The following is a 25434-nucleotide window of genomic DNA, read 5'->3' as shown; positions in this document are numbered from 1 at the left end:
TCCTATGTTAACCTTGCTCTTAGATAGCGACTGACACTTTCAATCACCACTACCGTTAAGAACAGACAAAGCAGGATCATTCCGACATTTTGATATTCTCGCCAACCTAAATTCTCATCGAGAATAATACCGATTCCCCCTGCCCCAACATAACCTAAAATAGCAGCGTGACGTACATTTCCTTCAAAAGTATACAAGGCCACTGATAGATAAGTTGGTAGCACTTGTGGCTTGATGGCTCCAAGAAAACTATACATTTTATTAGCTCCCAAGGCTTCCATGGCTTCATAGGGCAGCATATCTGCTGTCTCAATGGCTTCATAAAGTTGTTTAGCAACAAAAGAAAAAGTGAATATAGCAATGGACAGGGTTCCTGCAAAAGTCCCTAAGCCGAAAACATAAGTCAAAATCAAAGCAATCACTAAGGTTGGTAAGGTCCTGATTAGACTCAACAATAACTTCAAAAGACTGGTTATCCAATTATTTTTGGTTAAGTTAGTGGCAGACCACATAGCATAAGGGATCGCCAAAAGCGCACCGATAAAGGTACCCAGTACAGACATTTTAATGGTATCAAGCAGTGGAGGGATTACCTCATCAATGTAGGCCGTATTGGGTGGCACCATCCGTTTTAAAATAACGAAGAATTGCTCGCCACGCTTGATCAAGACTTGTAAATTAAAACCAGTCATTTTAGCTGATAAATAAATTAATAAAGCAATCAATAAAACAACGAACAAGGTATATGAGCGCTTCTTATAAACCTTCTTGCCATTTGAAAGGACGATTTCTTTGGGACGCATCAATGAAAGGATTGGATTATTCATAGGACTCACGTTCCCCTTCAGGGCTTTGTCCCTTATAAATATGGTTTAGAACTTCTTCCGTGACTTCTTTGGAAGGCCCATCATAAACAATCGCTCCTTCGCGTATCCCAATAATACGGTCACAATATTCAAGCGCCAATTCCACATGATGAATATTAATGATTACGGTGATGTTGTCCGTTTGATTAATATTTTGGAAATCTCGCATCACGACAGCAGCAGTGACAGGGTCCAAAGAAGCTACCGGTTCATCCGCTAGAATAATGCGTGGATCTTGAGCCAAAGTTCTAGCCAGTGCCACCCGCTGTTGTTGACCACCCGATAGTTGATCTACTCGCGTATATGCTTTATCGAGGATTCCTACCCGGTCTAAAGCTTCCAAGGCTTTTAATTCTTCTTCCTTTTTGTAATAGCCGATCAAGACGCGCCAAAAAGGGATATCAGGAACAAAAGCCGATAAGACATTGGTGATAACTTTTGCACGGGTTACTAAGTTAAACGACTGAAAGATCATCCCGATCTTACGGCGGAACTGACGCAAGCTCTTACCCTTTAGGCTACTCACATCGACCCCATCAACCGTTAATGTCCCTTCTGAGATGGAATGCATTTTATTAACGGTTCTTATAAGTGTCGACTTTCCCGCACCAGATAACCCAATAATGCCTACGAATTCTCCTTGATCAATTTCCAAATTAATATCTTTTAATGCCAAAACACCTTTTGGATATCTTTTATAGACCTGTTCAAATTTGATCATTGCGTTCTCCTTTTTAAATCTTTCAAGCAAAGAAACACCCACCGTCAAGTGGGTGTTTTGTTTTAGACTATTTGTCGGTAGTTATTATTCACCTTGTTCGCGTAGAATTTTTTGCGCTTCACGTTCTGTTTCATAATCTTCAGCTTTTGCTGCTTTATAACCTTCGTGACTGTAGATGGCAATAACTTCTTTACCTTCTTCAGTTTCAGCAATATTAATGAAGGCATTTTGAATAGCTGTTTTTAATTCGTCTGTCATTATTTCTGAAGTCTTACTTACAGAAACTGTATCATTGTAGACATTTGGTGTAACGCCGATAACATTTGTTTCTTCCCAAATGCTGGCTTCGCGTCCCATATCTTCCATCCATGCATCGACATTATCACGACGTAAGTCAGCAAAGCCAACCACCACATCTACTTGCTCTGATGCTAAACGCGCGATTGAAGAAGGATAAGAATCTGCTTGAACAACATTTGATAAATCAGAAATTTGTTTACCATCGAAAAGGTTTCCTAACCAAATTGAAGGATAAATGTATCCTGATGAAGAAGAGGATGACATAACTGACCAATTAGCAGAATCTAAGTCTTCCCATGTTAATTTTTCGCCATTATTTACTTTTTCAGCTAATTCTTGACCTTTTTCAGAAGGACCTGCAATAATTAAGCCTTTGTAGTAAGACACTTGGTCTTCAATTAATTCAGTCGCTTTACCGTCATTCCAGTCTGCTGGATTTTCAGAGTCTTTTGATAGACCTTGACGAGTAGATGTAAGAACAACGTCTACATCATCTTCGAATAAAACATAAGTTCCGCCAGGAATTAAACCAACATCAATTGTTCCTGCCGCCATACCTTCGCCGACTGCTTCATAAGATGTTCCGACAGTAATTTCGACATTCTTAACATCGAATCCTTCTTTAGCTAACTCATCAATTAAGAGTTGTTTTAAAGGCTCAGTTGTCGTGATGATTTCTTCAGGATCACGTGATGGAACAAAAGCAACTTTCAACGTTTCGATTTCAACTGCTTCTTCTTGCGCATTTACAGTAAATACATTAAAAAAGACAGTTGCTAAAAGAGATAGGACCACTAATAAACTAATTTTTTTCTTCACAGATGTTTACCTCCAAATATTTGATAGCTTTAGTATAACCGACTAAGCGAAGTAGGACAACTTGCTAATCGAACTTTAACAGAAACTTTACAAATCATTTATTTTATGAAAAAAATAGATAAATGAAATATGAAAGCTTAAATCAATCTGGCTTTTAAAAAAATAATTGCGATAAAATGGTTATCGCACTCACAGTAATGATGATATAAATCTCCGTCTTATTTTTACTTTCTTTCAAGATCAAATTAGAAAATATTACACCATAAAGTGAGGTTATATTTAAAAATATCCAAGCAATGGAAGAATTATTAGAAGAGGTCACAAAGACAAATGTTATTTGTGCAATACAAGTTAAGATGGCTCTAAAAAAGTAAAGTTTATTAAAATAATTTTTATTGCCTTGTTTCCACTCCATCCATTTTAAGGTTGGAAGCATACTGATAAACGATACAACAAATCTTAAGATTAAAGTACTTACGGTAAATAAAATAAGTGAATCCATATTCTTTTTATAATCTCCAACCAAAACAGGCGATAAGCAGGCTTGGATGACTAACGGCGGCACAATAATCATCACACCTTGTAATAAGGTTTTTAAATCACTTTTTTTCTTTACCCAAATAATAACGATTAGGGTGGTTAAGATAGAAATAAAATAATTGCCAAAATTAATTTTTCCTGTCGTAAAAAATAGAGCTAAAGGAATAAAAAAATCAGCTATCTTTGATACAATCGCTGATTCAAAAATGGATAATCGTTTAAATATTTTGGAGTATCCAACAGCAACAATCTGTACTAAAACGCTGTAAATAATGATCTTATAATCCAGCACCATCGTAAACACTTGATTTACATTGATATAAAACAAAGCAATGATGATAAATAAGAGCGTGTATAAATTGTTCAAAAAATTCACTTTTAAGACCGATTGTTTTTTATAACCGATTTGATAGCGATCAATCACACTGATTAAGCCTCTAGTCATTGCTGATAGAGTTGAAAATAAAATGATATAGAAATATGAATTCAAATATCCAGTCTCCTTCAGATAGTGAGTTAAATTTCATGTTTTAAATTTTTTGCTTATTCATTATATCAAACCAATTATAATTAAATAAGAGCCGTTCTTTATTATTTTCTTAACCGCTTTATCAGCTTCTTTTCGTACTTTTCAATAGATTTTGCTCTACTTTTCTTCTTATTATTTTTTTAATTTCGGTTACTTTATAAATTATTCGGCTATCTTTTAAACGTCTCTTTTAATAGAAGAGAGCACTTTAATGTAAACAAAAAGACTCGTTCTTCACTCGCCCATGATATAAAATCATGAGTTTGCTTTTGAACGAATCTTCTATTTAACTATTTGGTTAATATTTTAATTATTTCTTCATGCTCTGGGTATTGCTCGACGAGTTCATTGTAAGTAAATAGCTCAAAATCATCAAATTCAAAGCCTGGAGAAACCATGCAAGATACAAGTGAAAACCCCTCTTCAACAGTAGAACCGAATATGGTCCCTTTAGGCACACGGTATTGTAAGACGTGTCCATTAGCAAGATCTAATCCCAAAGTAACTTGTGTGTAATTACCTTCGGGTGAAATCATATGAACCGTTAATGGTTGCCCATGGTGGTAGTACCATATCTCATCAGCAGTTAGGCGGTGAAAATGTGAGGGATTCCCTTTTTCCAACAGAAAATAAATACTGGTGTAAAGAGCACGTTCTTTTCCATCAACTTTTATTTTGCTCTCTGATTTTTCAACTTCACGAAAATAGCCCCCTTCCGGATGTGCTTCCATTTCAAAAGTTTCTATCCATTCTTTTACTGATTTATTCATAATAATCCCCTAACACTTTTTCATCATTTTAACATAAAAATGATTGGTTAAAACTGATGTTTTAAAAGAAAATATTTCTAAAATTTATTAAATAAAAATATCTACAGGTTCAGAAAATGATCTATCGAGAATAAAAAAGACCGTAACTTGTAAGTTACGGTAAAGCGCTTTTTAAGCTATGTCAAACAACTCTTAAGAATAACTCCCTCCGTTTTATCTTTAAAATAATCTCAAAGTATTGATAGCAAGCCATCTTCCTTTTGAAATGGTTAATTTCCACGCTTTGATATAAAATAATATCTATTTACTGGAGCTATAACAGTCAGATTTGTGAATACAAGTTTGTATCTACTCATATTATTTTCTTTTTCCCAAGAAATAATATCCTTCTAGTATCAATAACGAATTATAACTTAGTAGTAGTATTAAAATGTTTTCTAGAGCATTTATCGACTTCAAGATGAAGATCACGAAGCAAATTAATACTTGTAAAAATGGCCTCTCCTTGACTCAATTTTGAGAGTTGTCGAAAACTACTATCCGTTAAGAAATTTCTAACAGACTCTAGTTCATTTTTATGCGTTAATCTATGAATCAACAAAGAGCCAACTTGTCCTAATAGTTCAACAGGAACATCATTGGGGTTTTGAGTAGTAAGAAACAGAAAAATCCCCTTTTTCCTTCCTTCTCTAGCTATAGATGTTAAACCTGTTTGATACCCACCAGATTGAATACCCTTAGAATATCTATGCACTTCATCAATAAACATTACAAATGCTATATCATTTTTATCTTTTTCATTTATTATGTAATTACTAATCAAATCGATAATCATCGAACCAATGCCATCCCCTACACCTATTTCTGAAGCGTTAATATATAGGCTCTTAGTTTCATCTTTCATGAATTCATCCAATTCTTGAAGTAAGTCATCTTTTCCATTTGCTTCACCAAAAAAATCTAATAATTTAGCATTTCTTAGCTTATATTCAACCTTTTGAACTAGCCATTGTTTATTATTAAACTGAAAACTTCCCTTTACATAGTTCTTCATGCTTCGATCAGCTTCTACAGCTTCTTCTGATATTTGTACAGGTAATAAAGACAAATTAAATTCTAAATCTGTTGCACTTAGACTATCTAATTTTCGTTTTACTTCTAGAATAGACTGTCCTTCTTTCACAAACTTATTTTCTTGATTTTTACTCTTTTGATATCTTAAGCTAGTTATTGCATCTGCAAGTACCGCTGGTTGTGTCCCATCATTAGTCTCAAATAAAGTTGCCCACTGTGTAAACGAAACTTTACCTGGGTTCAAAATTGTATCTACTCCCAAATTCAAAGCCTTCACATCTTTTTCTGGAAAAGAAGATGAGTACTCACCTGTCGGGTCAATAACTAAAACCTTTTTCCCTGCCAGTATTAATTTATCTAATATAGATAGTGCAGTAGTAGACTTTCCACTATTAGTAGTTCCTATAGCCATTAGGTGTCTATCAAAAAGTGTTTCTGGATAAAATGCGGTACTTTCATTTCCAAAATTTGACACATGAGCAAAAGAATCTATCTTGTCTTGCAGATAACTTTTGTCTATCCTTTTTAATTCTACTGATTCAAGAAATTTTCCTTTGATTAAATTATTAACCAGATAAACTTTATCTGTGAGCCCGACTGTGTTAAATCCAGGTGAGATAAATTCATTTTCTTCATTTAACAATAATCCTATAATGTCTATCGACAACTCTGGAAAAATCTTGTCATAAATATCATTTTTTAAGGCATCATGAGTACTTTGCGAACCCAAAATTTTTGATTGATAAACTTCTCCAATAAACAATCCCTGAACTGAATCTATTAAAACATAATAATTAATGGTATTTGGCACTAATAATTCTTCTTTGATTCGTCTCTGTTTTAACCAAGATAAATTTTCAATCTGAATTACACATCCATCTTTATATACTTGAGATACCATTCCTAAATAAAAATTATTCTTGTCTATATCTGAATAAAATTCATCAATCCTCATGCTTCACCGTCCCAAAATAATCAGTTAATCCATCAGCTAGTGTTCCTCTCAGAAAAGCTATTCGATAACCATTTTTCATTAAAGAATATAATTCTGACCAATTTGAGTTTTTCCTGGTAGTATCGATTGAATAATCGGTTACCAACAATGTTAAACTTGGATTTGATTTGACAGCTTGAGTAATCATCTTTGCAATATGATTGTCCGCAAAACTAAACCCCGTTGTTAAAAATAATGTGTTTGGAACTTTTAATAATTCTTGGAATTTTGAAAGCAATTCAAAATATGGTTTTTCATAACTATGAGAATATTTATTGGAACTCGGGAAAATCATTAGAGGATTATTGTTTGTATCCTTATTGCATCTAATAATTTCTTCATTTTCTTGTTTCCAATTCAACGAACCATGTATTTTGACTAAATTTATAACACTTTTTTTATATTCTACTTTATCCGATTTAACATTAAGAATCGGTTTAACTAGTGACCAATCAAACATATCTACATCAAAACGAGGATTTGATGTGAATGAAAATCCGTCAAAGACTGTAAAGTTCAAAACATCGGCGGCATCTTCAAATAAAGTATCATAATTAGTAGTAACAATTGATAATCTTGAAGGAGTTTTTACCATATTTGAAAAAACTTTTATAAATGCATCATGTTTATGGATGCCTTTTTCAAAAGAATAGGAAGTCTTTTCAACAATAACCTCCAAAATAGCTTCTTTAGTTAATTTGAATTTTTCTTTTATTTCACCTTCATCTAAAAATTCTTCATAAGAAAGCACTTTTGATAAAAAATTTTCTAAAATAAAATTCGGATTATATTTTATTTTCGGATTTTTTCCTTCTTCAGCACTTTTTATTTTTAAAGGCTCAGAATATTTACACATTTCGCTCAATTTTTCGATTGAATATAGATCTTTTCTCGTTTCAAGAAACTCATCCACAGATTCGGCCAACATTGCTATAGTATGCCCATATTTTTTATCGGGAAATCCCTCATCATCATTAACAATTGATGCCCCCGCACCTGCTAGTATTACAAGATTATCAAATGGATTAATAAATTTTGCTATTTCTTTCTTAATTATTGTTATAAATTCCTCATCACTAATAGTTCCATGTTCTTCATTTTCAATATCATCACCATTATTTCTATATTTTATTTGATCCTCTTCACTTTCAACACAATCCAAAGTTAGTGCTCTTGATTGAAAAAATACTTTTGACTGATTCTCCATCCTTACTCCTTTCAAAGAAATTGTTATTAGTATTTTTAGCGCTTGTTAAAACTCTCCAAATTCAGCATGAAATCTCTTTTCCGTTTTTTGTAATAACTGGTTGCCTTTGACTCAATATTGATTTCCAGTTAAACATAACCATCTATAACAATTTTTTTAGAACAAAAATAAGTCGGGTACAAAACGTTCACCTGTATCAAATTCTCAAATCGACAATAACGTAATACGATCATTTTTCAACCTGTGATATATCTTCTCGTCACCATACAGATTGAAAAACATCTTATCTTTAAATTGTTTCTGAACTATATAGAGAAATTTCATCTATATCCTAATACTCTGTGTTATTCTCCTGAATATGTAAAGTCATTCCTTGTGAATTTTTCATTATATCTACGTATAATTCTTTTACTCTTAACTTCTCATAAGGACTTTTAAATTGAATCATAATACTTCCTAAATATTTGTTTAATGTTAAAAGCTCTAATTTTATCTTTAGTTGTTGGAAGTAGATTTCAACAACTTGAAATTCACATCCGCAAATCCATCCATTACCCCTCTGAAATAATTAGATGAATAAATTGCTGCTATCTTGATAATTTAAAACAGTACTAAAATTTAATAACATTATCTGCTATAGAATTTCTTCGATTTTTATTCAAAAAAAACTTAACCTATTTTTAAAACCTACTTTCATTAAACTATATTTTTAATTTAATATTCGATACCTACTGGAATCTATTCTAATAGAACTGTTTTCTCAAAACTTTTCTGAGTACTCCATTATGTCTTGAAATTAAAAATTATTGTTATAACAGTGATTATAAGTTTCTTTTTCATTTGTTGTATCAAAGCCGTACTTTTGAGATTTTTTTAACCTAAACCTATATATTAGAAAGTATTAATCTTCAAAATCCCCCGTCAATATTGATCAGTATTTTTATTAAGAGTAAACATAATCATTTCCATTGTTAACTTTTGACCACACCATAACTATGACACTAGTCCATTATAAAAAAATATATTCCTATATATAAATTAATCTATAAAAGTAAAGGCTTTAAAATTTAAAACAAATCATCTAAATCAGTTACATCGAATATTTTTTCAATACTTGTATATCTAACGGATTGCATTGCTGACCAATTACTACCTAATTTTACAGGTGTTTCTAACTCTATAGCGTCTCCTTCAAAAATAATCATTTTTTTATTTGAATCTATAGGAGAGTCAACTATTTTTTCTATTTTTGCATAATGAGTTATTGCTGATATAGGATTGGTTTGATATGCTGCTATATATTTTATATACGGTATTCGCTCATTTAAAATTCTAATTGAATACCATCTATTTTCACCAATAAATACCTTTTCAAATCCTTCTTTTCTGGCAGGAACAACAATAGTGTCTTCCTGACTAAAATCGTTTTGATATTGTTTTAAATCTTTTTCAATTTCTTCCTTTGTTATATGAGAAGAATTAAATTTCTCAACAAATTCCGAACTCTTTACATGATTTACTACTAAAGAAGGATTAACATTGTTTATTTCTATTTTCATTGAATTAAATAGATCATTAGTATCTTTTGATATCCAATCTCCTTTTTTTGTATCATCACTAACTAACGTAATCTCATCAAAGCTCTCTTCTGATTTAACATGATCTAAAATCTCCAGCCATAAAAATATATCTCCATATTTACTAGGAATATTAATTTCTTTCCATATTTTAAACCCTTCTTTCGAAAGATCCTCATCTGAAATTCCCGGTGGAAGTTTTTTCTCTATTCTAATCTGAGCATTATTTTCTAATTTTTCTAAATACTCCTGAGTATACTCTTTTCCTAGATAGATATCTTCTTCATCAATCATTTTCCGAATAGCTTTAAGCCGTTCTTTAGTATCTACATCATAATTATTAATTTTTTTCATAAGTGGCGTTGCCTGTTGTCTCCACTCTTCAAAAGAATTCATAATCTCTTTATTAACTTCATTAAAACTAGTTTCAAAATTTATTCTTGGGAAAATTTCCTCAATATCCTCTTTAACTAGTTTCCTGCCAATAGAGTTTTCAGACAGCCTTTTACTGATATTGAAATAATTATTTATTTTATTTTTTATATCTTCATCTGTAAACAAACTTAATTCATCAACATTAAATTTATATAAACTCATATACTGCTTAAGAAAATTAGAGTTTTGGTTTAACAATTTATCTACATTATAAATAAACTCAACCCAAACAATAAAAGGTATAAAAATCTTACTTTTATTTTTCTTTAATGCTTCAATATATTGATCGGCATATTTAACGGATATTAGAGAATTCAACAAAAAATTTGTGTCTAAAACATAGCACGTTTCACTTTCACTAACATTATTTTTTTTTATTAAAATATCTATATAACTTTTATTCATATTCATTACTCCTTCTTATTAATAAGAAAATTATATTTTTCAATTTTTAACATATTAATAAAACTTTTATAAGGTTTTTTTGCGGTTTACTCAACTTACTTTAATTTTCTCTCAATTTTTTGCACTTACTTTTGGAATAATCCAAACTTTTACATTTTCACCTCCTCATAATACTTTAGATACATATCTTTAATAATAACTGAAAAATAATACTTTTAAATTTCATTTATTATAATGTAGTATACCACATTTGAAAGCGGTTTATATTATACTTTCCTAAAAATTTTATTTTTATTTCACCTTTATCTCTTTATTCTAAAAATTTTAATAGACTATAATAAAACATAACCTTAATTTCATAAAATTGAAATTAAGGTTATGTTTTAAATATTAATATAAAGTTTTATCCATGAAAATATCGTTTTTCTCATCACCAATATCTTAATTGTTTAGTGACTATTCCCACTCCTTGACAAAAAAGTTGAAATAGCTATTTACAAGGCTTTTCAATGGTCGCTTTTGTGAACAAAGCGTTGTTTTTACTTGTATTATTCTTTATTTTTAGAGAAATAGTATCGTTTTAGTATCAAGTCATTTAAAAGGTTTCTCTACAAAAACTTTTATCTCACCTTGCTTTATATTTAGTTCCTCTACCAGAACCAAGTTTTTCAATATATCCTTTTTCAATTAGCTCTTTCAAGAGATTTAGTACTTTATCTTTACCAAAACCAGTTAATTCAGAAATTTCACTACTTGATAATATAAAACCATTTGATAGACTCTCAAATACCTTTTCTTCATCAACAGTAAAATCTTCAAGTTTATTTTCAGTAGGCAAAATGGTTACTACACTATTTTCCGTGACATCAAATATAGGCTGATGTTTTATATCATAATAAGCTTTTTTAATTCTCAAAATTCCCGTTCCGAACTTTTCTATAATATCAAGCCTAAAAAACACGTTTGCAATTATTGGATTTCTAAGCATTGATACATAACCACTTATGTAGTCTTCCTTTGTAAGACCTATCGGCAGTCCTCCTGGTGAATAAACTTCTATTCTATCATCATACATTGATATTCTAATATGTGGACTAATATCCCAAGTTCTATGAACTAAAGCATTTGCTACTGTTTCACGAAAAGCTTCTAAGGGAATTAAGAATTTTGCTTTTCTTTTCATCCCTACTATTTGTTCTACCTTATAGTATCTTAAAAATACTTCTTCAGCTTTTTTTAACTGATCAAGAACAGAAACGTTATAAATAGTTGTTCTATATTCAATTTCATTAATATTACTTCCAAATTTAACCATATCAATCCCTGGAAATATATTTTCATCCGCTAACAAACATGCTGCATTGTTATAATCAGAGTTTTTATCCATTAATCCAAGTGTTCTTAAAATATCTATATCTTTTGCATCTTTTGAAATTAATAAATGTTCATCTATCTCGTTCAATAAAAAATCAAACGTTAAGTCTTGTTTTTTAGATGGAAGTTGCTCAAAATATAAATTTTCCCCCAGCAACACCAATCTTCTTAATTCAATTTGATCAACCTCCACAGTAGAAGTATCACTTCTTTTATATGCCTTACCTTTATATAGATATGGTTTAAATAGACCTTCTTTAATAGTTAGCGTAATTACATTTGTTTTTCTATCAATACTAAATAAGAATTCTGGTCTGGGGGTAATTGAATCATTGATAGTATTTTCTATATCTAAACAAGTTTCATCTGGATTAATGATACCTATAGATTCTCCTTCATCATTAACACCAAAAAGTATCTGTCCACCTCCATAATTAGCAAAAGCTGCCACTGTTTTTAAAAAAGTTTTATTGACTATTTCCTTAAACTCTAAATTTTTATTTTCTTTCATAATTGCCACCTCATCCATATTATAACACAAAACCGACGCAAAAATTTGCGTCGGTTTTACGCCGGATGCGTCGGTTTTTATTATTCCCTAAAATGTATTTTTAAATATACACCACTCACTACTACTCCCACTCTTCATATAAAGACTACTAGCAATTACATAATATGTAATTACAAGGCTTTTATTTATACCTATTATATCATCATTTTTATAAGTGTTTTTTGTGTAAAATACTTCAAAAGTACTTCAAGGTTCTAATTTTCATCCATAAAAACAACTTCTTTTAATAGAGTCGATCACTATTCTTCAATGATTTTGATACCCTCGCATAAAGCCAGTATTCATTTAAATCAACTTAATCAGCAGAAAAGTCTTGGCGTAGGTCATAATTCTTAACAAATAGATAACGTCTCACCTCGGTCTACTCAGTTGTCAAAGATCAATTAGCTTTCTACTATATAGGATTCTTTGCTTAATAACGGAATAGATTTTCTCTTCTATATCAAAAGCAAAAAGGATAAATTTTCCCCCATACTTTAACAGTGAAAAGTTATCCTTCTTGGTAAACAGATTTACGATTTTTTAAAAGATGCTTACTTTTTAAATACCATTTTAACTTCAGCACCATTACCTTGATCAGCATAATTATTTAGTAACAATTGCCCCTTATTAGTTTCAAGTATTTTAGTAACAATTGAAAGCCCTAATCCATGTATATTATTATCATGCACTTTCGTTGATACAAATTTTTCTTTTACATCATAAAGAATATCCTTATTAAATCCATCGCCTTGATCTCTGACAACAATTGTAAAATCATCTATATCATCATAAAAACCGATAAATATAGTAGAGCCTACCAAAGAATTCTCAATTGCATTATTTACTACATTTTGTATCGCAATAGAAATTGCAATTTTATCTAATTGAATATTACTTGCGTCATACGAAAGAATTGATAATCTAAAACCTTTCAGTTTACAAATACTAGTCATAATTTTTATCCAATAGTCTAAAACTTCTTTTGATACAACTTCCTTTGGAACTTCCATCAAATCAGAAAATGTATTTAGTTTTTTTAAAAAAGATTCCAATCTCTCCACACCATTTAGAGCATCTTCAGCTCTTTCCTGAACATTTTCTTGATCCTCTTTTAATAATTCAATATTCCCTTTGATTAGAGTAATTGGAGTCCTCACGTCATGAGTAATCGATTCAATCATCTCTTTTTGAGTCATCTGCATATTCCATTGTTTTTCTAATGATGCCTTTAAACTCCTTGCCATACTATCTATCGAATCCAATACTCCTGAAATTTCTGTATAATCAGAATGCTCTCTTTCAAATTCTAAGTGCAATTTTTCAATACTATCATTAGCCTTAGATATCTTTCTAATTTCACTCCTTAATTTCCTTGTCAAATTACTAATTAAATAAATAAATCCCATTAGCCACAGGCAAAACATGCTTATAAAAAATACTAATTCAAAACTTCCAATTATTTTATACACATTGGGATTGGTAGGTATAGCACTAATTTTATATTTTATTATCAAATCTTTATTACCCTTTTTGAAAGCCTTAAATACATCTGAACCTACTATTTGATCCTTTGAAGATTCTCCTTTTTGTAATGCCTCACTTATTTTTTGATTATAGCGTTCATCAATCGTATTTTGTATAATTTCTCCATTATCTCTTAATTGATATTCATAAAAAAAGGGTATTTTATCAATCTTCCAATCTTCTTTTAGAAATTCATATTTTACTGTATCAGAATTCATTTCAGCATAATTTGCGGGATATACTATTCCAGTGTTAATTAAGACGTTTATAAGCATAAAGGATAATAAAATCATAAATAGCACAAAAAACAATTCTAAAATTGCAAATTTACTAATTAAGTAGGTTAAACTTTTTTTATTTCCCATTGATAACCTACTCCCCAAATAGTTTTAACTGGGTCTATATGAAATCCAGCAAATTTTTCTCTTATTTTTTTTATTCTTTCTGTAATAGAAGTTGAACTATCACCTTCAGCGTCATATCCATAAATTGTTGTATAAATTTTTTCCTTTGTAAAAACCTGGCTTCTATTTTTTAAAAGTAATTCACATATTTCATATTCACTTTTGGTAAGAGTAATTTCATCTTTCTTGAAATATATTTTTTTGGCTAATAAGTCGCAAGAAACTGGGTAGTCAATTATTCTACTATGCTTATCTCTATTTTCTCTTCTAATATGTGCTGCAACTCTCGCCCTTATTTCAGATACAGAAAATGGCTTTGTAACATAATCATCTGCACCTAAAGCAAAACCCTCTAGCTTATCCTGTTCAAAACTTTTAGCCGTCAACAAGATAATCGGTGCATCTATCAATTCTCTATATCGTGATAAAAACTCAAATCCATCCATTTCATCCATCATGACATCAAGAATAATCAAATTATATTTAACTAGCTGTTCAGGACTAATTTTTTCAGATGAATCGCAAAGATCAACATTATAATCTTTTTTAAAAGTCAACTCTAAAAGTCGCAATAAATCTTTATCATCATCTATGATTAATAAGTTCATTTTAATCCTCCATTTTATTAATTCCATCCCATCTATTATACCAACTATTAAATATGCCTATTAAAAATACAGTAACTATTACTGATAATACTAAAAACATTAAAATAACATGACTAGTAACTTCATGACTTGTATAAGCAAAAATAAGTTTTATCGGCCAAACAAAAGGCAAAAAATACCAAACATTACCGCCCAATTCTGTAGTTCCTAACAAAATACCTGATAGTGTTAAAAAAACTCCGATTAGTATACTACCAGAAAAACCTAATTTCAAACTTAAAAATTGATAAATAGGGATCATTGGTATCAACATAATTGTTCCAATCAAAAAGCATAAAGCTGTACTTATATAATTAAGCTCAACTTTTCCAAGTCCTATTAATATCATTACCAAAACAGCTATAAATTCAATGATAAATAGTAATATAGAGATATAAATAAATTTAGCAAAGAATATTTTTTTCCTACTAATCCCAGTTCTTAAATCATTTGCAAAATTTCCAGCAACCTTATCAACTTCATATATCATTGGTATATAAAAACTCATCGAAAAATTTGCTAAAATTATATATATACAAAAAAACACTCCCATTTCTTTTCCGATTAATCCTTTTGAATTCATCGAATAAATACCATAAATCGAAGAAAATAGGATTGGACATAAAAAAGTCAGTAGTCTTATCGGTGTCCTTCTACTTCTAATCCAATATGATGATATTATATTATACACTTCATTGACTCCTTTCATTTTTAATTAAAAGATTTAATGTTAATACGACTACATAGACTGCAATACTTAAAAACAATCCTAAGTATGTTGCCTCCATATTCATTAGTTTAGAGCCAGTCTCAAGAAAAGTGCCATTTGGATGTACTCCAACAACTGGGCTAAGCATTCGCAAGTTATATGACCATGGAAATAAAACCCAATTTTTTGTTACCGCAATCACAGCTGATGGGAATGTTAACACAAAATTTAACAATATAAGAACAGCTTTCTTTTTTACAAGTCCGTATATCAAAAAAGATAGAGCAACTACCGGTAAACTTCCGATAAAAAGGCAAATAGTAGCTATAATTAATTGACTTAGCGATATTTTTTCACCTAGAAAAAATGTAGCAACAGTAAATAATAATATTGTTGATACTACTATAATAGTAAAGAATTCAGCTACAATAATAATATTTTTTGCTAATTCTATTTTTACACAACTTAAATTTTTGATTTTTTGTAAAATAATATGCTCACTCTTTTCTTTAACGTTTATATTCACAACTAGTAAGCTCAAAACTATTGGAAGAATTAAAAGTGGATACCAGTTAAAAGAAGTTGCCAATATGTAACTTTTTCCTTCTGGGCTTTCCCCCATCAAGCTAACCATAGCTATATTAAATAAAACAAAAATTATAGGCACAATAATTCCTAGCTTTAAGTTAGCAGATCTTTTTTCTTTCATTAACTCTGCTTTAATAAAACTAATCATTATTTTTCACATCCTTTTTTATCATTTCTAAAAATAGCTTTTCCAAATCCATCCCATCAGAGTTATTAGCTTCATAAATAAGATGTCCATTATTAATAATTCCTATCTTATCTGCTATCTGTTGAATCTCACTCAAAATATGACTTGAAATAATTACTGTAACTCCTTTTTTAGAAAACTCTTTTATCAATTCTCTTAACTCTTGAATTCCCAAAGGATCTAATCCATTTGTTGGTTCATCAAGTATTAATAATTCTGGATTGTTTATCAACGCCATTGCAATTCCAAGCCTTTGTTTCATACCTAACGAAAAATTTTTTGCTAATTTTTTATTTGTGTCTTCTAAACCGACTATTTTTAACACATCGTTTATTCTTCCTTTATCAATATTTAATAATACTGTTAAAACTTCCAGGTTTTCATAAGCTGTTAAATTTGGATAGATAGCAGGATGTTCAATAATAGCTCCAACTTTTTTTAGATTCTCTGTAGACATGATTTTTTCTTCAAAAAAAATATCCCCTGATGTACAATTCATAACTTTGGTGATTACTTTCAATAGAGTAGATTTTCCAGCACCATTCGGACCTAATAATCCATATATTTTTCCTTTTTCTACTTTAATTGATACATTTTCAAGTACAATTTGTTCTTTTATTTTTTTTGTTAAATTTCTTGTTTCAAGCATAATATCCATATGTTATTCCTCCATTTCTTATATAATCAATTCTATCAATAAAAAATAACCAAATTATAATTACTCTATTTTTTTACAAAACAAAAAAATAAATACTTTAAAAAGGAGTAAGCAACTCTTATGTTACATACTCCCCCTAATCTTTTATCTAAAATCTTTCAGCAATTCTCTTAGTTTTTCTAATATCTTATTTCTTCTTTTTTATGAAAGCTGGATGAGATATTTTTTCATTTAATCCACTGAACGAATAGTTTCATCATTTAATTTATGTGAATCCTTCTTCTCACTTACACTGTATTCTTCTAATTCCAGAGCCCTTAGTCCATTCTTATCCCAAAAATCCCTTTCAAAATGAATAATTTCCTCACGACTTAAGCCCTGTGCAATCTCTCCATCTTTTACTAAAAGAAAACGATCAAATAGAGACTTTACATAGTATAAACAATATTTAATTAAGAAAACATTTGGCCCATTTTGTTTTAATTTTTTTAAATTAAAAATAGGTCAAATGTTACTTTCATATCCAAATTTGATGAGAGTTCATCTAAAATAAAAACTCTCGGATTCATCGCATAGATGCTTGTAATAGCTATCTTTTGTTTCTATCAGCTTGATAATTTAAAAACGGATTATTCCTTTAAGTTCCTCAATATCTAACTCTGCATATACTTCTTCTACTCTCTTTTGATTTCATCTCTTGATTTGCAGATGGTTCGAAGTCCAAAAACTATCTCTTATTTTTTTCTGACGCAAAGGCTTCTCTTTGTATTTTTCCTTTGTAAGGATATAGAATAAGACCATTCATTACATTTTCAGAAGTGATTTTACCACTCAAATTAAAACAAATTCACCTTTTTTGATTTGCTGAAAATTTAATAAAATAGCAAAAAAAGCCAGCAGAATTAACGCTCTGTTGGCTTAATTATTTTCTCTTAAAAGTGGTTTGACACTTTTTTTGTTATAAAAAAGTACTTCAAAAATGCTTCAGCTAATAACTTGAAACTATTCTTAAAATTATTCCTACGGAAGATTCCTTCTGTTTTTCTTCCAGTCAGCCTTTAGAAAACTCTGAAAGCACTGTCATTGAACTATTTCTGATGGACTTATTCCCACTCAATGGTTCCTGTTGGTTTTGGTGTAAAGTCATAAAGTACACGACTAACTCCTGGCACCTCATGGGTAATACGGTCAACAATCTGTTGCATTAAGTCGAAAGGAATGTTTTCAACGGTTGCTGTCATGGCATCTTTGGTATTGACTGCACGCACAATGACTGGCCAATCATAAGTACGCTTACCATCTTTGATACCCGTTGATTTGAAATCAGGTACCACGGTAAAGTATTGCCATACTTTTTCAGCCAAACCGTTCTTGGCAAATTCTTCACGTAAAATCGCATCCGATTCTCTAACTGCTTCTAAACGGTCACGAGTAATTTCGCCTAAACAACGAACACCTAAGCCTGGTCCTGGGAAGGGTTGACGGTAGACCATCTCATGAGGGAGTCCTAAAGTTTCTCCTACAATACGCACTTCATCCTTGAAGAGAATCCGTACAGGTTCTACTAATTCAAAATTCATATCTTCTGGTAAGCCACCTGCATTATGGTGGGCCTTGATGCCGTCTTCACTTTCTAAAATATCGGGCCAGATGGTTCCTTGAGCTAAGAAGTCCACGCCTTCTAATTTACGCGCTTCTTCAGCAAACACTTCGATAAATTCATTACCGATAATCATTCGCTTTTCTTCAGGATCGGTTACGCCTTCTAATTTAGTTAAAAAGCGCTCCACACTATCTGAATAAATTAAGTTGGCATCCATTTGATTTCTAAAGACTTCAACAACTTGTTCTGGCTCGCCTTTACGCAAGAGGCCATGATTGACATGGACACAGATTAATTGTTTGCCAATAGCCTTAATTAATAAAGCAGCCACTACAGAGGAATCCACGCCTCCCGATAATGCCAATAGAACTTTTTTGTCGCCTACTTGTTCTCTGATTAAGGAAATTTGTTCTTCAATAAATTTCTCAGCCATTTCTGGGTTTGAAATACGTTCCATAGCTTCAGGTCTTCTTAATTCTACCATTGTATTCCTCCTAAATTTTATCTCTTACATTTATTCTATCATGCTCCAGCGAATGAAAGAATATTTTTTGATGTTTTTATTCGGAATTTATCCTTTTTGTTCGTCTTTTGTTAAAATTTGAACCATTTAAAAAGTAGCATGCACTAATATTTTTTTACGTGGATATAGTCGATATAATGATTCTCTGATTTATGTAAAACGACATCCGCCCTAGAACGTGTCGGTTTAATATGTTGAATGAGATTCGGCAAGTTGATGGTAAACCAAACATTATCAGCGTATGCGATGGCTTCTTCCTCAGACATACTACTCATCTTATGATAGTAATTCGTAGGGGCATTCTTAGCCATTTGTAAATGGACTAAAAAGCGGTTAACGAACCATTTGTGAATCAACTCTTTATCTGCATCAATATAAATGGAAAAATCAAAAAAATCACTGACATAGATTTGTTGATTAGTCGGTAACTGCAAAACATTAATCCCCTCAACAATTAAAATATCGGGGTTTTTAATAATTTGATAGTCTCCCTTAACAATATCGTAAACTAAGTGGGAATAGGTTGGGACGGAAAATGGCGAAGTTTGTGTTTTTATATGAGTCATAAACTCAATTAAGAGCGACATGTCATACGATTCAGGAAAGCCTTTCCGCTTCAACATCCCTCTTTGTTCTAATACTTCATTCGGGTAGAGAAAACCATCGGTAGTGATCAAATCAACTTGACGCTTTGGGAAAGTTTCCTTTAAGAGTTGATGCAATAGTCTTGCAGTGGTTGATTTACCAACAGCCACTGAACCAGAGATACCAATAATAAAGGGCACTTTACGATAAGCTTCTTGATTACAATCTCCCATAGTAAAGAACCGTTGTTTAGCCATATTGTATTGAACAGTATGTTGAAAATCCGCCTCTATATAATGAAGCAAGGGCCCGTAAATCTCCTTCACATCAGTTTGCGTTAACCGGTCTTGAATGGATACTAAACTAGCGAGTTGATCAATTGGTAAAATCTCTAAATCATCCGATTGAAAAGCTTGCCATTCCTTTCGATTATAACTAGCGTAATAATCATCTATCGCAAAATACATAAGAACCTCCTCATAGTCCGTCCATGAAATCATACAAAGTTAGTCAATTATATGTTAAAATACTCCAATGAAATGGAATTTTATAGCCAATTTGGCTCTTATTTTAGCATAAGCTATCTTAATAATGTATAGTTTTAAAAGAAAGGAGGATGTTCATGGACCAATCATTCGATAAACCCTATTCTTCATGGACTTCTCGTCCCCTGGATAAAAAACCGACCGGACTTGGAATAGCCCATTCTAAAATTATCTTGATGGGTGAGCATGCCGTAGTCTATGACCACCCGGCAATCGCCATTCCTTTTAAAACGTGTCAGGTACAAGTCAAAGTCCAACCGAGTGCTTTCTCATATACCACTATCGACTGTCCTTATTATAAAGGGCGATTTGAACAAGCGCCTGATCATTTAAATAATTTAAAGATGGCCTTACAACTAACGCTCGATTCTAAACAATTACCTAAACCCCCACTTCATATTGAGATTCTATCTGAAATTCCCCAAGAACGGGGTATGGGATCTTCGGCAGCTGTCTCAGTGGCCCTAATTCGAGCAGTATGTGACTTTTATGGTAAGACTATCAATGACTACCATTTACGCATGATTACTAATGAAGCAGAAGTGATTGCCCATCAATCGACTTCGGGCATTGATACCTTAGTAACCTCTTCCAATCGATCCATCATTTACCGCAAGAGTCAGCAAGCCCGTGATTTTGATTTGGACTTAAAGGCTTACTTAGTGGTAGCCGATTCCGGTCAAATTGGCCAGACTAAATTAGCGGTTAACCATGTTGCCCAGTTAAGACAAAGTAAAGCGAATTTTGTCAATGGTGCCATGGAAACCATTGGATCTTTTGTACGTCAAGCCTTCCTAGCCATCCGCAAAAAAGATCCGTTTGAACTGGGACGTCTAATGACCTACAACCACTATTATCTCAACCAATTAGGGGTTTCAAACGCTTCTCTTGACCATATCGTCAATGCCGCTTGGTTAGCTGGCGCTTTAGGAGCTAAATTAACTGGCGGTGGTATGGGTGGTTGTGTGATTGCCTTGGCAAAAGACCAAGCACATGCTCAAATGATTGCTGAATCGATGGAGGAAGCCGGTGCAGAAAAAACATGGCTGCTCAATCTTTCTAAAGAAGAACAAGCAAAGGAGTCGCACCATGACTAAGGATTTTATTGCTAATTATCAAGCCCACACCAATATTGCTTTAATCAAGTATTGGGGCAAACGAAATCAAGACTTGATGTTACCCGTTACCTCTAGCCTGTCATTAACGCTAGAGGCTTTTTATACGCAAACACAAGTCCATTTTTCTAAAGACTATGATGAGGATCAATTTATCCTAAATGATCAAATCCAATCCGCTCAAGAAAGGCAAAAGATTTCGCGCTTTTTAAATCGTTTTCGTCAACTCAAAAACACTGATTTAAAAGCACAAGTAACCAGCTACAACCACGTCCCAACTGCAGCAGGACTGGCTTCATCGGCCTCAGCCTTTGCCGCTTTAGCTTGTTCCTGTAATGAAGCTTTAGAGCTGAAACTTTCTCAAGAAGAACTGTCAATTATGGCCCGCTTTGGCTCAGGTTCTGCTTCTCGCTCTTTATTTGGTGGTTTTGTTGAATGGGAAAAAGGACAAGGCGATGACTCTCAATCCAGCTATGCTCATCCTTTTGATGAGGCTGATTGGGACATTGGCATGATTGCTTTAGTAGTCAATCAAAAAGCTAAAAAGTTTTCCAGCCGTCAAGCCATGCAGCACACCATTGAAACTTCCCCTTTCTACGCTTTATGGGCAGAGGAAGTGGCTAAGGATTTAGAAGCTATTAAAGCAGCCATTAAGGCCAGAGACATTCAAAAAATCGGTCAAATCGCTGAACACAATGCCATGAAGATGCACGCAACCATGTTGGCAGCTAATCCAAGCTTCAGCTACTTCCAAGCCGAATCCTTAAAGGCTATGGAAGCTGTTCGACAACTGAGAAAGACTGGTTTAACCGCCTACTTTACCATGGATGCGGGACCCAATGTTAAAATCATCTGTCCTTACAGTCAAGTTGCTGCCATTCAAGAAAAGTTGAGTCAAGACTTTGACCCACAAAATATTATTGTCTCACGTCCCGGACCCCAACCCTTCTCAATTCCGCTCATTAATCAATAGGAGGAGTATTATGAATCCTGAGCATTGCCTTCAATCTGCGCAGACTCAAACCATAAAAATTCCCGGCAAACTCTATATTGCGGGTGAATATGCTGTTTTAGCGCCAAAACAAGCAGCTATCTTGATTGCTGTCGACCAATACCTTGAACTGACAATTAGTAAGGGGTCTGAAACGGGCTGGCTGATTGAAAATCATCAAGGAGATTATGCACCCCTTTGCTTAGAAACAGATGATCCCCAATTGAAAGTTGCAGAAGACTATTCCCTAGAAGAAGATCAATTGAAACAGTGGCGTTACGTGATAGAGGCAGCGAAGGTGGCCCATACCTTCTTGCAGGAGTCGAGCCTTAACATTCAAAACGTTCATTTACACATTCGTTCTCAATTATTAAGTGAGTCCGGCAAAAAGTATGGACTAGGCTCTAGCGGAGCCGTAACAGTCGGTACCCTCAAAGCCATACTTAACTTTCACGGCATCAAACTCTCAGCTGAAAAGCTCTACCGCTTAGCCGTTATCAGTCAATTACGCCTAGGAGCTACCGGAAGCTTTGGCGATATCGCTGCCAATGCTTTTGGTGGATGGACTTATTATGTCACCCCAGACCGCCAACACTTAAAAAAAATGATCGCTAATTCTCCTTCAATCAATGCTTTAATGAATCAAGAATGGCCAGGATTAATCATTGAAAACTTAGCAGTTTCTAAAGATTTGCAAGTCCTGATTGGGTGGACCCAGCAGACAGCTTCTACCGATAATCTGGTCAAACAATTAAAAGACCAAATCGCTATTAAGCCACAAGCTTTCCAAGCCTTTTTAGACCAAGCTCCTACCGTCGTTGGTCAATTGAAAGAAGGGCTGATTACTAATCAAGCAGACTTGATCCAGCAAGCCATCAGTAAATACCGTCACTTATTGCTTGATTTAGGCAAGGCTTATGACCTATCCATTGAAACGGATGATTTAAACCAGCTGATTAAAATTGGCAAACACCATGGCTATGCTAGCAAGAGCTCAGGAGCAGGTGGTGGAGATTGCGGCATTGGCTTAGGCTATGATATAAAAGCTAAGGAAACCATTCTCAACCAATGGAAAAAACATGGCATTATGCCTCTAAATCTTCAAGTAGCCCCGCAAGCAAAATCAAGCTCAGAAAGGATGGAATAGATGATGACTTCTTCTTTATCGACTAATCGTAAAGATGACCACCTGCGTTATGCTTTAGACCAACAAAAGACTAGAAAAATTAATTCCTTTGATGATATCCGTTTTGTCCACCATTCACTGGGTCGCCTTCCTATCGATCAAATTGATTTATCCACTCATTGGGCAGGTAAAAAGCATTCCCTCCCTTTTTATATTAATGCTATGACAGGTGGCAGCCCCAAAACAAAAGCTTACAATCAACAATTAGCCCAAGTGGCTGCAGCAACTGGTTTAACCATGGCGGTCGGCTCTATTTCAGCCGCCCTTAAAGACCCTCAAGTGGCTGATTCCTTTACCATTATTCGTCAAATGAATCCCCATGGCTTTGTCTTAGCCAATTTGGGTGCCCATCATGATCTGGAAAACGCCAAAAGAGCCGTCGACTTAATCCAAGCCGATGCCCTTCAAATTCATTTAAATACAGCCCAAGAGATTGTGATGCCTGAGGGAGACCGTGATTTTTCGAACTGGAAAGACAATATTCAAAAAATCGTTGAGGACTTAGGGCTACCCGTTATTGTTAAAGAAGTTGGCTTCGGTATGAGTCAAGAGACCCTTGAAGAATTAATTGAACTAGGCGTCCAAACGGTAGACCTAGGTGGACGTGGTGGCACCAACTTTGTTCAAATTGAAAATCAGCGCAATGACCAGCTAGACTTTTCAAGCCTAGCAAACTGGGGCCAGACCAGTGTCGAAGCTTTGTTGGAATCTCTGACCTACCAAGAGCAAATTAATGTTTTAGCTTCAGGTGGTATTCGCGACTTTTTAGACATGATCAAGGCCTTGGCTTTAGGCGCTAAAAGTTGTGGGATTGCCGGCAAGTTTCTGCATTCAGTGGACCAATTAGGGGTTGAAGCAACCGTTGAATGGGTGAATGATTGGTCCTCAGCCCTTAAACGAACATTACTGCTTCTATCGTGTCAATCGATAGAAGACTTACGCAAAACGGATTTAGTAATAAGTGGTGAAAGCTACCATTGGGCTAAAGTCAGACAGCTTGATGTCCAAGCCTTAGCCCAGCGCAATCAAAAAAGTGAACATTTATAGACTTAATCTTTTTAATGTTTATTTAGCTATTGACAATTTTTTCTATTCATTTTATACTCTTAGCAATTTGAAACGATCGCTTTAAACATGTTCAGAGAAGCATGAAAGAAGATCCACACACTTAGTATGCCTATGGGCATGCTTCTATGGATATATCTTTTATGCCTAACCGAATATGTGGTTAGGCGTTTTTTATTAGAAAGGTGGTCTTTATGGAACTCAATCCTCAACTACCCATTATTGCGCTTGATTTTGCCAGTGATAAAGAAATCTTAGACTTTTTACAGCTTTTACCGCGAGGTCCCCATAATATAAAAATCGGTATGGAAGTTTTCTATTTGGGAGGTCCTCAACTGTTAGAAAAAGTTTCCAGTCAAGGTCATTCCATTTTTCTAGATCTTAAACTCCACGACATCCCTAACACCGTGATGCGGTCCATGCGTATTCTCGCTCAATTGGGAGTAGCCATGGTCAATGTTCATGCGGCAGGTGGACGTAGGATGATGGAAGCGGCCAAAGAAGGTCTGATTCAAGGGACACCGGCTGGTCAAAAAGAACCTCTTTTGATTGCAGTCACTCAACTGACTTCCACTTCTAACCAACAAGTAGAAGAAGAACAATTAATCACTGCCGGTTTAGAAACTTCAACCTTGCACTATGCCAAGTTAAGTCACCAAGCTGGACTTGACGGTGTAGTTTGTTCGCCCCATGAGGCCAAGGCAATCAAAGAAGTCACACATGCCGACTTCCTAACGGTTACACCGGGAATACGCCCACAAACGACAAATCGTACGGATGACCAGCACCGTATTGCTGATGTCCAAACAGCCATTAAAAATCTAAGTGATTATCTCGTCATTGGGCGTCCAATTACCCAAGCAGATGATCCAAAAGCAGCTTACTTAGATATTGTTGAAAAAATTGCTCAGGCACAACAATCATTCAAATAGGAGGTAAT

20 protein-coding genes and 2 pseudogenes are annotated in these 25434 nt (G+C 33.3%); 5 read left to right on the top strand and 17 right to left on the bottom strand.

Translation table 11 applies throughout. The features are described from left to right. Positions 1 to 2 precede the first annotated feature (2 nt). The 17 genes and pseudogenes from phnE to coaA all read right to left on the bottom strand — a co-directional run bounded on the left by phnE (position 3) and on the right by coaA (position 20059). Positions 3 to 827: a phosphonate ABC transporter, permease protein PhnE gene (phnE, locus tag NW240_RS07380; RefSeq protein WP_258436889.1), complete on the bottom strand. Its 825-nt coding sequence runs from the start codon at positions 825 to 827 to the stop codon at positions 3 to 5. Continuing rightward, on the bottom strand, positions 820 to 1587 hold the full coding sequence (gene phnC / locus NW240_RS07375) for a phosphonate ABC transporter ATP-binding protein (protein WP_258436888.1): 768 nt from the start codon (positions 1585 to 1587) through the stop codon (positions 820 to 822). Before phnC ends, phnE begins: the two co-directional genes overlap by 8 nt. A gap of 84 nt (positions 1588 to 1671) precedes the next feature. Continuing rightward, positions 1672 to 2706, bottom strand: a complete 1035-nt coding sequence (locus NW240_RS07370) for a phosphate/phosphite/phosphonate ABC transporter substrate-binding protein (protein WP_258436887.1) — start codon at positions 2704 to 2706, stop codon at positions 1672 to 1674. Positions 2707 to 2860: 154 nt separating this feature from the next. After that, the gene (locus NW240_RS07365; RefSeq protein ID WP_258436886.1) at positions 2861 to 3736 is read right to left on the bottom strand and encodes an EamA family transporter; all 876 of its coding nucleotides are present in this window, start codon (positions 3734 to 3736) and stop codon (positions 2861 to 2863) included. Between the two features lie 329 nt (positions 3737 to 4065). After that, entirely contained in the window at positions 4066 to 4545 is a 480-nt protein-coding gene (locus NW240_RS07360; protein ID WP_258436885.1) for a cupin domain-containing protein, read from the bottom strand. A 406-nt stretch (positions 4546 to 4951) separates the two neighbouring features. Next, positions 4952 to 6574 carry an ATP-binding protein gene (locus NW240_RS07355; RefSeq protein ID WP_258436884.1) on the bottom strand — a complete coding sequence of 541 codons (1623 nt, stop codon included), beginning with the start codon at positions 6572 to 6574 and terminating at the stop codon, positions 4952 to 4954. Further along, positions 6564 to 7820, bottom strand: coding sequence for an SIR2 family protein (locus NW240_RS07350; protein WP_258436883.1), 1257 nt, complete (start codon positions 7818 to 7820; stop codon positions 6564 to 6566). Before NW240_RS07350 ends, NW240_RS07355 begins: the two co-directional genes overlap by 11 nt. 1067 nt (positions 7821 to 8887) lie before the next feature. Further along, positions 8888 to 10237 (bottom strand): PIN-like domain-containing protein, encoded by a 1350-nt coding sequence (locus NW240_RS07345; RefSeq protein ID WP_258436882.1) that lies wholly within the window; start codon positions 10235 to 10237, stop codon positions 8888 to 8890. Positions 10238 to 10862: 625 nt separating this feature from the next. After that, entirely contained in the window at positions 10863 to 12122 is a 1260-nt protein-coding gene (locus NW240_RS07340; protein WP_258436881.1) for an ATP-binding protein, read from the bottom strand. A gap of 593 nt (positions 12123 to 12715) precedes the next feature. Next, positions 12716 to 14053: a HAMP domain-containing sensor histidine kinase gene (locus NW240_RS07335; RefSeq protein WP_258436880.1), complete on the bottom strand. Its 1338-nt coding sequence runs from the start codon at positions 14051 to 14053 to the stop codon at positions 12716 to 12718. Beyond that, positions 14032 to 14700 (bottom strand): response regulator transcription factor, encoded by a 669-nt coding sequence (locus NW240_RS07330; RefSeq protein ID WP_258436879.1) that lies wholly within the window; start codon positions 14698 to 14700, stop codon positions 14032 to 14034. Before NW240_RS07330 ends, NW240_RS07335 begins: the two co-directional genes overlap by 22 nt. 1 nt (position 14701) lies before the next feature. Next, positions 14702 to 15430, bottom strand: a complete 729-nt coding sequence (locus NW240_RS07325) for a hypothetical protein (RefSeq protein ID WP_258436877.1) — start codon at positions 15428 to 15430, stop codon at positions 14702 to 14704. A 1-nt stretch (position 15431) separates the two neighbouring features. After that, positions 15432 to 16184, bottom strand: coding sequence for an ABC transporter permease (locus NW240_RS07320; RefSeq protein ID WP_258436876.1), 753 nt, complete (start codon positions 16182 to 16184; stop codon positions 15432 to 15434). Next, complete coding sequence (locus NW240_RS07315; RefSeq protein ID WP_258436875.1) at positions 16177 to 16881, bottom strand: lantibiotic protection ABC transporter ATP-binding subunit; 705 nt, start codon at positions 16879 to 16881, stop codon at positions 16177 to 16179. Before NW240_RS07315 ends, NW240_RS07320 begins: the two co-directional genes overlap by 8 nt. Before the next feature lie 246 nt (positions 16882 to 17127). Beyond that, a pseudogene (locus NW240_RS07310) lies at positions 17128 to 17615 on the bottom strand (ABC transporter); the annotation flags it as partial. Positions 17616 to 17984: 369 nt separating this feature from the next. Next, positions 17985 to 18911 (bottom strand): annotated as a pseudogene (gene guaA, locus NW240_RS07305) (glutamine-hydrolyzing GMP synthase); the annotation flags it as partial. Between the two features lie 200 nt (positions 18912 to 19111). Continuing rightward, positions 19112 to 20059 carry a type I pantothenate kinase gene (gene coaA / locus NW240_RS07300; protein WP_258436874.1) on the bottom strand — a complete coding sequence of 316 codons (948 nt, stop codon included), beginning with the start codon at positions 20057 to 20059 and terminating at the stop codon, positions 19112 to 19114. A gap of 155 nt (positions 20060 to 20214) precedes the next feature. On the opposite strand from coaA, the gene mvk reads away from it, so the two are divergent. The 5 genes from mvk (at position 20215) to pyrF (ending at position 25426) form a co-directional block, all read left to right on the top strand. Continuing rightward, positions 20215 to 21234, top strand: coding sequence for a mevalonate kinase (mvk, locus tag NW240_RS07295; protein ID WP_258436872.1), 1020 nt, complete (start codon positions 20215 to 20217; stop codon positions 21232 to 21234). Then, a complete protein-coding gene (gene mvaD / locus NW240_RS07290) occupies positions 21227 to 22225 on the top strand; it encodes a diphosphomevalonate decarboxylase (RefSeq protein WP_258436871.1) in 999 nt (332 codons plus the stop codon). The genes mvk and mvaD overlap by 8 nt, the downstream gene beginning before the upstream one ends. A 10-nt stretch (positions 22226 to 22235) precedes the next feature. Then, a complete protein-coding gene (locus NW240_RS07285; protein ID WP_258436870.1) occupies positions 22236 to 23390 on the top strand; it encodes a phosphomevalonate kinase in 1155 nt (384 codons plus the stop codon). Beyond that, a complete protein-coding gene (gene fni / locus NW240_RS07280; protein WP_258436869.1) occupies positions 23391 to 24476 on the top strand; it encodes a type 2 isopentenyl-diphosphate Delta-isomerase in 1086 nt (361 codons plus the stop codon). 212 nt (positions 24477 to 24688) lie between these two features. Continuing rightward, positions 24689 to 25426 (top strand): orotidine-5'-phosphate decarboxylase, encoded by a 738-nt coding sequence (gene pyrF, locus NW240_RS07275; RefSeq protein ID WP_258436868.1) that lies wholly within the window; start codon positions 24689 to 24691, stop codon positions 25424 to 25426. Positions 25427 to 25434: the final 8 nt, after the last annotated feature.

The organism is Facklamia sp. 7083-14-GEN3 (assembly GCF_024742075.1).
In the GTDB taxonomy this organism is placed as follows: Bacteria; Bacillota; Bacilli; order Lactobacillales; family Aerococcaceae; genus Facklamia.
This window is presented reverse-complemented; position numbering and strand designations above follow the sequence as displayed.

What these genes read in the sequence shown, in the direction of transcription:
- phnE (WP_258436889.1), bottom strand. Translation starts at nt 827, where the DNA reads ATGAATAATCCAATCCTTTCATTGATGCGTCCCAAAGAAATCGTCCTT.
- phnC (WP_258436888.1), bottom strand. Translation starts at nt 1,587, where the DNA reads ATGATCAAATTTGAACAGGTCTATAAAAGATATCCAAAAGGTGTTTTG.
- NW240_RS07360 (WP_258436885.1), bottom strand. Translation starts at nt 4,545, where the DNA reads ATGAATAAATCAGTAAAAGAATGGATAGAAACTTTTGAAATGGAAGCA.
- NW240_RS07355 (WP_258436884.1), bottom strand. Translation starts at nt 6,574, where the DNA reads ATGAGGATTGATGAATTTTATTCAGATATAGACAAGAATAATTTTTAT.
- NW240_RS07350 (WP_258436883.1), bottom strand. Translation starts at nt 7,820, where the DNA reads ATGGAGAATCAGTCAAAAGTATTTTTTCAATCAAGAGCACTAACTTTG.
- NW240_RS07345 (WP_258436882.1), bottom strand. Translation starts at nt 10,237, where the DNA reads ATGAATAAAAGTTATATAGATATTTTAATAAAAAAAAATAATGTTAGT.
- NW240_RS07340 (WP_258436881.1), bottom strand. Translation starts at nt 12,122, where the DNA reads ATGAAAGAAAATAAAAATTTAGAGTTTAAGGAAATAGTCAATAAAACT.
- NW240_RS07335 (WP_258436880.1), bottom strand. Translation starts at nt 14,053, where the DNA reads ATGGGAAATAAAAAAAGTTTAACCTACTTAATTAGTAAATTTGCAATT.
- NW240_RS07330 (WP_258436879.1), bottom strand. Translation starts at nt 14,700, where the DNA reads ATGAACTTATTAATCATAGATGATGATAAAGATTTATTGCGACTTTTA.
- NW240_RS07320 (WP_258436876.1), bottom strand. Translation starts at nt 16,184, where the DNA reads ATGATTAGTTTTATTAAAGCAGAGTTAATGAAAGAAAAAAGATCTGCT.
- NW240_RS07315 (WP_258436875.1), bottom strand. Translation starts at nt 16,881, where the DNA reads ATGGATATTATGCTTGAAACAAGAAATTTAACAAAAAAAATAAAAGAA.
- coaA (WP_258436874.1), bottom strand. Translation starts at nt 20,059, where the DNA reads ATGTATTTTGCGATAGATGATTATTACGCTAGTTATAATCGAAAGGAA.
- mvk (WP_258436872.1), top strand. Translation starts at nt 20,215, where the DNA reads ATGGACCAATCATTCGATAAACCCTATTCTTCATGGACTTCTCGTCCC.
- mvaD (WP_258436871.1), top strand. Translation starts at nt 21,227, where the DNA reads ATGACTAAGGATTTTATTGCTAATTATCAAGCCCACACCAATATTGCT.
- NW240_RS07285 (WP_258436870.1), top strand. Translation starts at nt 22,236, where the DNA reads ATGAATCCTGAGCATTGCCTTCAATCTGCGCAGACTCAAACCATAAAA.
- fni (WP_258436869.1), top strand. Translation starts at nt 23,391, where the DNA reads ATGATGACTTCTTCTTTATCGACTAATCGTAAAGATGACCACCTGCGT.
- pyrF (WP_258436868.1), top strand. Translation starts at nt 24,689, where the DNA reads ATGGAACTCAATCCTCAACTACCCATTATTGCGCTTGATTTTGCCAGT.